The following is a 6,116-nucleotide window of genomic DNA, read 5'->3' as shown; positions in this document are numbered from 1 at the left end:
TCGGACTCGTAGTTCTCGAGTTCCTGGGCGCTCACCGACGCTCCTTCCCATCCTGCGGGTACCACAGGTCATCCCACAGTACGCCAGCATCCCCGGTGCCCGAGAGCGATCCCGCCTCGCCCGGCACGGCCAGGAACCCGTCGCTCCCCGTCGCCGTCGGCGCAGGCCCCGGCACGGGCGCGGTCACCGGGACGAGCTCCGTCACCGGCACGGGCAGTGACGCCGTCACGCGGCGTGCGACGGGCCGAGAACCCAGTCGCCAGCTGCGTCGGTGGTGCTCGTGCGCGCCGAGCCGGTCGATCGCCTCGCGGTGGACCGCGGAGCCGTACCCCTTGTTCGAGGCCCAGCAGTACTCGGGGGCGACGGCATCGAGCGCGACCATGTGCTCGTCACGGGCGACCTTGGCCAGGATGCTGGCGGCGGCCACGCTCACGCAGTCGCGATCGGCGGCGACCTGGAGGTGCACCAGCGGAGCCGGGTGCTCGGCGGTGGTGAGCCCCGCGGTGAGGACGTCGACGTCGCCGTCCAGCACGATCGCATCGATCTCGGAGCCCAGATCGAGTGCGTCCAGTGCTCGCAGGGCAGCGCTGGTCAGCGCGGGCATGATCCCGAGCTCATCGATCTCGGCCCCCGTCGCCCACCCCACGGCACCGGCGTGCGCAGCGGCCAGGATGGGATCGACGAGCGCCGACCGGCGACGCGCGGTGAGCTTCTTGGAATCGCGGACACCCTCGGGCAGCGGCGCCGCGACCCCGTCCAGCAGCTCGATCGCGCAGGCGCCGACGGCCACCGGACCCGCGAGCGCGCCGCGTCCCACCTCGTCGACGCCGACCACGATGCGGCGTCCAGGTCCGCGGCGCGCGGCGAGCTCACGCTCGACATCGAGCGTGGGAGCGGGCGTGCTCACGGCTGGTCCGGGACGTCGGCGAAGGCCTCCCGGCCATCGTCCAGACGGGTCCAGTTGCTGGCCGGCCAGAAGATCAGCTCAGCCCGCCCGGTGATGTCGGACTCGTCGACGAAGCCGCCCTCGCCCCGGGTCTCGTGCCAGGCCGAATCGGCCGAGGCGAAGCGGTTGTCGCCCATCACCCACACCTTGCCGTCGGGCACGGTGACGTCGAAGGCCACCTGGCAGGCGGGGGTCTCGGGATTGATGTACGGCTCCTCGAGCGCGACCCCGTTGACCTCGAGCGTCGCTCCCTCGGATTCGCAGACGACATGGTCTCCCGGCACGCCGACCAGACGCTTGACGAGGTGGTCCTGGGAGGGATCCGGGGCCAGGCCCACCAGGCTCAGCAGCATCATGACCCGCACCCGGGCGGTGGGGTTCTCCGTGGCGTCCCCGGGGATCCAGTCGTCGGGGTCCTCGAAGACGATCACGTCTCCGCGCTGGAGGTCGAACACGCCGGGGCTCAGCTTGGACACGAGGATCTTGTCGTCCTCGAGCAGGGTCGGGTTCATCGAGGCGGAGGGGATGTAGAACGGCTGGATCAGGAAGGTCTTGACCAGCACCGCGATGACGAGCGCGACCGCCATGGTGACGAGGGTGTCGAGCCACAGCGGCATGCGCTGGCGCCGGTGACCACGTCCCGTCGCGCGCTCCTCACCGCCGTCCACGGGGCCTGCCGCGCCTTCGGGGTCCACAGCGCCTGCCGGGTCCTCGGAGTGGGACTCGGCAGGTCGGGAGTCGTGGGGCGCGTTCATCGCGGTGATCCTATCGGCAGATGCTGGGGGTCAGAGCGCGCCGCCGCGCGTGAGCGGCCACACGATGCGTTCCGCCTCACCGACCACACGGTCCACCGGGATCATCCCGCCGCCCGGGGCGCCCAACAGGTGACGGGAGTCGGTGGAGTCCGTCCGGTTGTCCCCGAGCACGAAGATTCGCCCCTCCGGGACCAGCAGATCGAACTCGATCTCGCTGGGCGCAGTGCCGGCGGGCAGGTACGGCTCCGCCAGCGCGGCGCCGTCGAGGGTGATCATGCCGTCGGCATCGCAGCACTCGACCCGGTCCCCGCCGACGGCGATGACCCGCTTGACCCAGTACCTCTCGCCGTCGCCCTCCGACGGTGCGAAATACCCGCGCCCGTCGAACACGACCACGTCGCCCCGCTGCGCGGTGCCACGGGTGGAGCGATCCGCCAGGAGCACGTCACCGGGCTCCAGGAGCGGCGCCATCGAGGCCGAGGGCACCCGGAAGGGCTGCGCGACGTGGTGACGCACCAGCAGCGCGGCGACCAGAAGCAGCACGACGCCGACGGCGACGGCCACCACCAGGTGGGGCCGCCGCCGTCCGTCAGCGCTGTCGCGGGACATGCCCGGGAGCAGGGATCCGCAGATCAGGAGTGGTCGCGCTTCTCCTTGATGCGGGCCTTCTTGCCCGTGAGGTTGCGCAGGTAGTACAGCTTCGCGCGGCGCACATCGCCACGGGTGACGACCTCGATCTTGTCGACGGTCGGGGCGTGCACGGGGAACACGCGCTCCACGCCGACGCCGAAGGAGATCTTGCGGACGCGGAAGGTCTCGCCCACGCCGTGGCCCTGACGACCGATGACGTAGCCCTGGAAGACCTGGATACGAGAGCGGTTGCCCTCGATGACCTTCACGTGCACCTTGACGTTGTCGCCGGCGCGGAAGGCGGGGACGTCCTCGCGCAGCGAGGCCTTGTCGAGCTCATCGAGCTTCTGCATGTTCTTTCTCCAGCCCTCCGCCTCAGGTCGGACGGCGTCGTTCGCGGGACTCCCCGGCAGGGGAGTCCATTCGGAACCGTCGATCCGGCGAGGAGCGGACTCCCCGTGCCGGCGTGCTGGGCCTCTGGCGGCGACTCCCATCGCCACGGACCTGCCCGACCGCTGTGTGCGTCCTCCCCTGAGGCAGAGGGACGCGCGGTGCGCACGAGGGGTCATTCTGCCAGGGTCGGAGGGGGGCGGCAAGCCCGAGGAGCGACGCCCGTGCTGGTCATCACCGACGAGGGCTGTCGACTCCGTCACTCCGCGGGGCCGGGCACTCCCCCGACGGCGCTTCATGCGCCCGAGGCGTCCCCATCCCCCGACGCCAGCAGTTCCGGCCGGCGCTGCCGGGTGCGCGAGAGGGACTGCTCCCGGCGCCAGGCGGCGATCTTCCCGTGGTCCCCCGAGAGCAGGATCGGCGGCGCGTCGCGCTGCACCCCCGCCGGATCGGTCCAGCTCGCGGGGCGGGTGTAGAGCGGGTACTCGAGCAGGCCGTCGGAGTGGGACTCCTCGACCAGGGACTCGGCGTTGCCGACGACTCCCGGCACCAGTCGGACCACCGCCTCGGTGATCGCGAGCACCGCGACCTCGCCGCCGTTGAGCACGTAGTCGCCGAGGGAGGCCAGCGCGACCTCGCAGCCCACGTCCGCCAGGTGCTCGTAGACCCGCTCGTCGATGCCTTCGTACCGGCCACAGGCGAACACCAGCCACTCGCACTGGGACCATTCCTGGGCCGTGCCCTGCGCGAACGGCGCGCCCGCCGGGTTCGGGAAGACGATCAGCGGCTCGACGTCAGCGCCGAGCGATGCCTGTCCGGCCTCACGCACCGCGGAGAACGCCTCCGCCCACGGCTCGGGCTTCATCACCATGCCGGCGCCGCCCCCGAGCGGGGTGTCGTCGACCGTGCGGTGACGGTCGTGGGTCCACTGCCGCAGGTCGTGCACGTGCAGGTCGACGAGTCCCTCACGTCGGGCCTTCCCGATCAGGGAGAGCTCGAGCGGTGCGAGGTACTCGGGGAAGATCGTGATGACGTCGATGCGCATGGTTCGTCTCAGCGCTCCGATCGGGGCGGGGCGGACGTCTCGCTCTCCGGGACCTGCTCGTCCTCCGGCAGCGGATCGAACAGCCCTCCGGGCGGATCGGCGAGCACCACCCCTGCGGCGAGGTCCACCTCGGGCACGAGCTGCTCGACCAGCGGCAGCTGCACCCGGCGGCGGTCCCCGGTGCGCACGATCAGGAGATCCTGTGCCGGATAGTGCTCGACGCCGAGCACGGTGCCGAGATCGTGGCCGTCGACGTGACGGACGCTCAGCCCCTTCAGCTGTGCGGGATACCAGGCATCAGGGTCCTCGTCCGCCTCCTGCCCGGCGTCGACGCCGAGCTCCAGCTCGACGCCGCGCAGGGACTCGGCGTCGGTGCGGTCGGCGACCTCCTCGAAGCGCACGTACCAGCGGTCCTGCTGTGCACGGGTGCCGGCGACGGTGAGAGTGCGGGGGCGTCCTCCCGCCCGGACCTCGAAGACGGTGCCGGGCTGCAGGCGCTCCTCGGGCTGATCGGTGCGCAGCACCAGAGCGACCTCGCCGCGCAGCCCGTGGGCCTTGCCGATGGTCGCGATGATGACGTCGAGCGTGTTCATGAGCGTCCTCCGTGGTGCGTGCCGTCCTGGGCCCCGGCGCCGACGATGCCGTCGTCGACCTCCGTGCTCGGGCCCGAGTCCTGGTCACTGGTGGTGGTCTGGGGGATCTCCCCGGGAGCCGGGGAGGGGTAGCCTGCCGCCTCGCACGCGGTCCCGAGCTCGGTGAGCGATGCGCTCAGCCCGTCGGACCAGGTGTCCCCCTCGAGCGCGTCGAGGAAGGGGGTGCGCACCTGCTCGAGGGCGGCGGCGACGGCGGGATCATCGACCGCGGCGATCTCCGCGCCGAGCAGCTCGGCTGTGGCCCGGACATCGTCCTCCCGGCCGCCGGGGACCTCGCGCGGGGAGAGCCCCACCAGCTTGAACATGTTCGAGGTCAGCACATTGGCGTTGGCGAAGTGGGTGAGGGTGCCGGGAGTGTCGAAGACGTCGGCGCAGACGAGGGCGGCCGGCTTGGTGCCGTCCTCCCCCGCGGAGAGGGACCAGGCCGCGGCCACGGAGAGCTCCTGGCAGGGGGCGGCCAGTCCCTCCCAGGCTCCGGCGAAGGCGGCCCGGTCCGCGTCCATGCCGCGCTCGGGCTCGGTGCGGAACCACTCGGCGAGGACCGCGGCGGCCTGCTGCGCGGGTTCGGGCGCCTGCTCGAAGGCGGCATCGATGTCGTCACCGGTCATCGCGTAGAAGAAGGGGTCCGAGGGGCCGACCTCGGGCGCGGACCCGGCCCGGTCCAGGACGGTGCGGGAGAGCGGGTCGCGATAGTCCGGGTCGCCCCAGAACTCGGCGCAGGCCGCGGCGAGCGCCGGATCCTCGGCGGGGGCCTCGGAGGCGGCGGAGGGCTCCTCGGCCGGGGCCGACTTCTCGGGGGCGGCGCCGCTGGTCGTGCAGCCCGCCAGCAGCAGGGTGAGACCCAGCAGAGCAGCAGTGCGCCGGGCTGCAGCGCTGCGCAGCGATGCAGCACGGCGCCCGGAACGCCAGGAGCGGCGCTGCCCGGACCTCTCGGTCCGTCGGGCAGCGCCGCTCCAGGAGATGGTTCGAGGCACCTCAGCGCCGGTCGACATCGACGATGTCGACCCGCACGTCATCGTCCGACAGCGCCGCGGTGACCGTGCGCAGGGCACGGGCGGTGCGACCGGAGCGACCGATCACGCGACCCAGATCGGCAGGACCGACCCGGACCTCGAGCAGCGGACCACGACGTGTGGACTTCTCGGTCACGGCCACGGCATCGGGATCATCGACGATGCCGCGGACGAGATGGTCGAGAGCTTCGGCGCGGGAGCTCATGTCAGGCCTCGTCGGTCGCCGCGGCGTCGGCGTCCTCGGTGGTCTCGCCCTCGGCCGGGGCCTCCTCGGAGCCGGCCTCGAGCTCGGCCGACTTCGCGTCCTTGGCCTTCTTCGCGCCCTCACGGGACTCGACGGCGGCCTTGTCGGCGTCGGCGATGAGCTCCTCGGCGGACTTCCTCGACTCGGCGGTCTTCAGGGAGCCGGCGGCGTCGCCCTCGCCCTTGAACTTCGCCCAGTCACCGGTGATCTTCAGCAGCGCGGCGACCTGCTCGGTCGGCTGCGCGCCGACGCCGAGCCAGTACTGCGCACGATCGGACTCGATCTCGATGAACGAGGGGTTCTCGGTGGGGTGGTACTGGCCGATCTCCTCGATCACGGCACCGTCGCGCTTCTTGCGCGAATCGGCGACGACGACACGGTAGAACGGTGCACGGATCTTGCCCATGCGCTTCAGACGGATCTTGACAGCCACGTGGGTG

Annotated in this window: 9 protein-coding genes; all 9 read right to left on the bottom strand. The window is 71.8% G+C overall.

All coding sequences use genetic code 11. The features are described from left to right. Nucleotides 1–31: 31 nt before the first annotated feature. The gene (locus VF289_RS11250) at nt 32–907 is read right to left on the bottom strand and encodes a ribonuclease HII (RefSeq protein WP_330883981.1); all 876 of its coding nucleotides are present in this window, start codon (nt 905–907) and stop codon (nt 32–34) included. Further along, nucleotides 904–1,701, bottom strand: a complete 798-nt coding sequence (lepB, locus tag VF289_RS11245) for a signal peptidase I (RefSeq protein ID WP_330883980.1) — start codon at nt 1,699–1,701, stop codon at nt 904–906. Before lepB (VF289_RS11245) ends, VF289_RS11250 begins: the two co-directional genes overlap by 4 nt. A gap of 30 nt (nt 1,702–1,731) precedes the next feature. After that, a complete protein-coding gene (gene lepB, locus VF289_RS11240) occupies nt 1,732–2,310 on the bottom strand; it encodes a signal peptidase I (protein ID WP_330883979.1) in 579 nt (192 codons plus the stop codon). A 23-nt stretch (nt 2,311–2,333) separates the two neighbouring features. Beyond that, a complete protein-coding gene (gene rplS, locus VF289_RS11235) occupies nt 2,334–2,684 on the bottom strand; it encodes a 50S ribosomal protein L19 (RefSeq protein ID WP_010551346.1) in 351 nt (116 codons plus the stop codon). Between the two features lie 332 nt (nt 2,685–3,016). Beyond that, nucleotides 3,017–3,766 (bottom strand): tRNA (guanosine(37)-N1)-methyltransferase TrmD, encoded by a 750-nt coding sequence (trmD, locus tag VF289_RS11230; protein ID WP_330883978.1) that lies wholly within the window; start codon nt 3,764–3,766, stop codon nt 3,017–3,019. Nucleotides 3,767–3,774: 8 nt separating this feature from the next. Further along, nucleotides 3,775–4,359 (bottom strand): ribosome maturation factor RimM, encoded by a 585-nt coding sequence (gene rimM, locus VF289_RS11225; RefSeq protein WP_330883977.1) that lies wholly within the window; start codon nt 4,357–4,359, stop codon nt 3,775–3,777. After that, on the bottom strand, nt 4,356–5,411 hold the full coding sequence (locus tag VF289_RS11220; protein WP_330883976.1) for a hypothetical protein: 1,056 nt from the start codon (nt 5,409–5,411) through the stop codon (nt 4,356–4,358). The genes rimM and VF289_RS11220 overlap by 4 nt, the downstream gene beginning before the upstream one ends. Further along, entirely contained in the window at nt 5,395–5,637 is a 243-nt protein-coding gene (locus VF289_RS11215; RefSeq protein WP_330883975.1) for an RNA-binding protein, read from the bottom strand. Before VF289_RS11215 ends, VF289_RS11220 begins: the two co-directional genes overlap by 17 nt. A gap of 1 nt (nt 5,638) precedes the next feature. Further along, the gene (gene rpsP, locus VF289_RS11210; RefSeq protein WP_330883974.1) at nt 5,639–6,109 is read right to left on the bottom strand and encodes a 30S ribosomal protein S16; all 471 of its coding nucleotides are present in this window, start codon (nt 6,107–6,109) and stop codon (nt 5,639–5,641) included. Nucleotides 6,110–6,116: the final 7 nt, after the last annotated feature.

This window comes from Brachybacterium sp. (assembly GCF_036379615.1).
In the GTDB taxonomy this organism is placed as follows: Bacteria; Actinomycetota; Actinomycetes; order Actinomycetales; family Dermabacteraceae; genus Brachybacterium.
Note: the sequence above shows the minus strand (reverse complement) of the source record. Positions and strands in the feature narration are given on the sequence as shown.

Excerpts from the sequence above, each read along its gene's own strand:
- lepB (WP_330883980.1), bottom strand. The coding sequence starts at position 1,701 with ATGAACGCGCCCCACGACTCCCGACCTGCCGAGTCCCACTCCGAGGAC.
- lepB (WP_330883979.1), bottom strand. The coding sequence starts at position 2,310 with ATGTCCCGCGACAGCGCTGACGGACGGCGGCGGCCCCACCTGGTGGTG.
- rplS (WP_010551346.1), bottom strand. The coding sequence starts at position 2,684 with ATGCAGAAGCTCGATGAGCTCGACAAGGCCTCGCTGCGCGAGGACGTC.
- trmD (WP_330883978.1), bottom strand. The coding sequence starts at position 3,766 with ATGCGCATCGACGTCATCACGATCTTCCCCGAGTACCTCGCACCGCTC.
- rimM (WP_330883977.1), bottom strand. The coding sequence starts at position 4,359 with ATGAACACGCTCGACGTCATCATCGCGACCATCGGCAAGGCCCACGGG.
- VF289_RS11220 (WP_330883976.1), bottom strand. The coding sequence starts at position 5,411 with ATGTCGACCGGCGCTGAGGTGCCTCGAACCATCTCCTGGAGCGGCGCT.
- VF289_RS11215 (WP_330883975.1), bottom strand. The coding sequence starts at position 5,637 with ATGAGCTCCCGCGCCGAAGCTCTCGACCATCTCGTCCGCGGCATCGTC.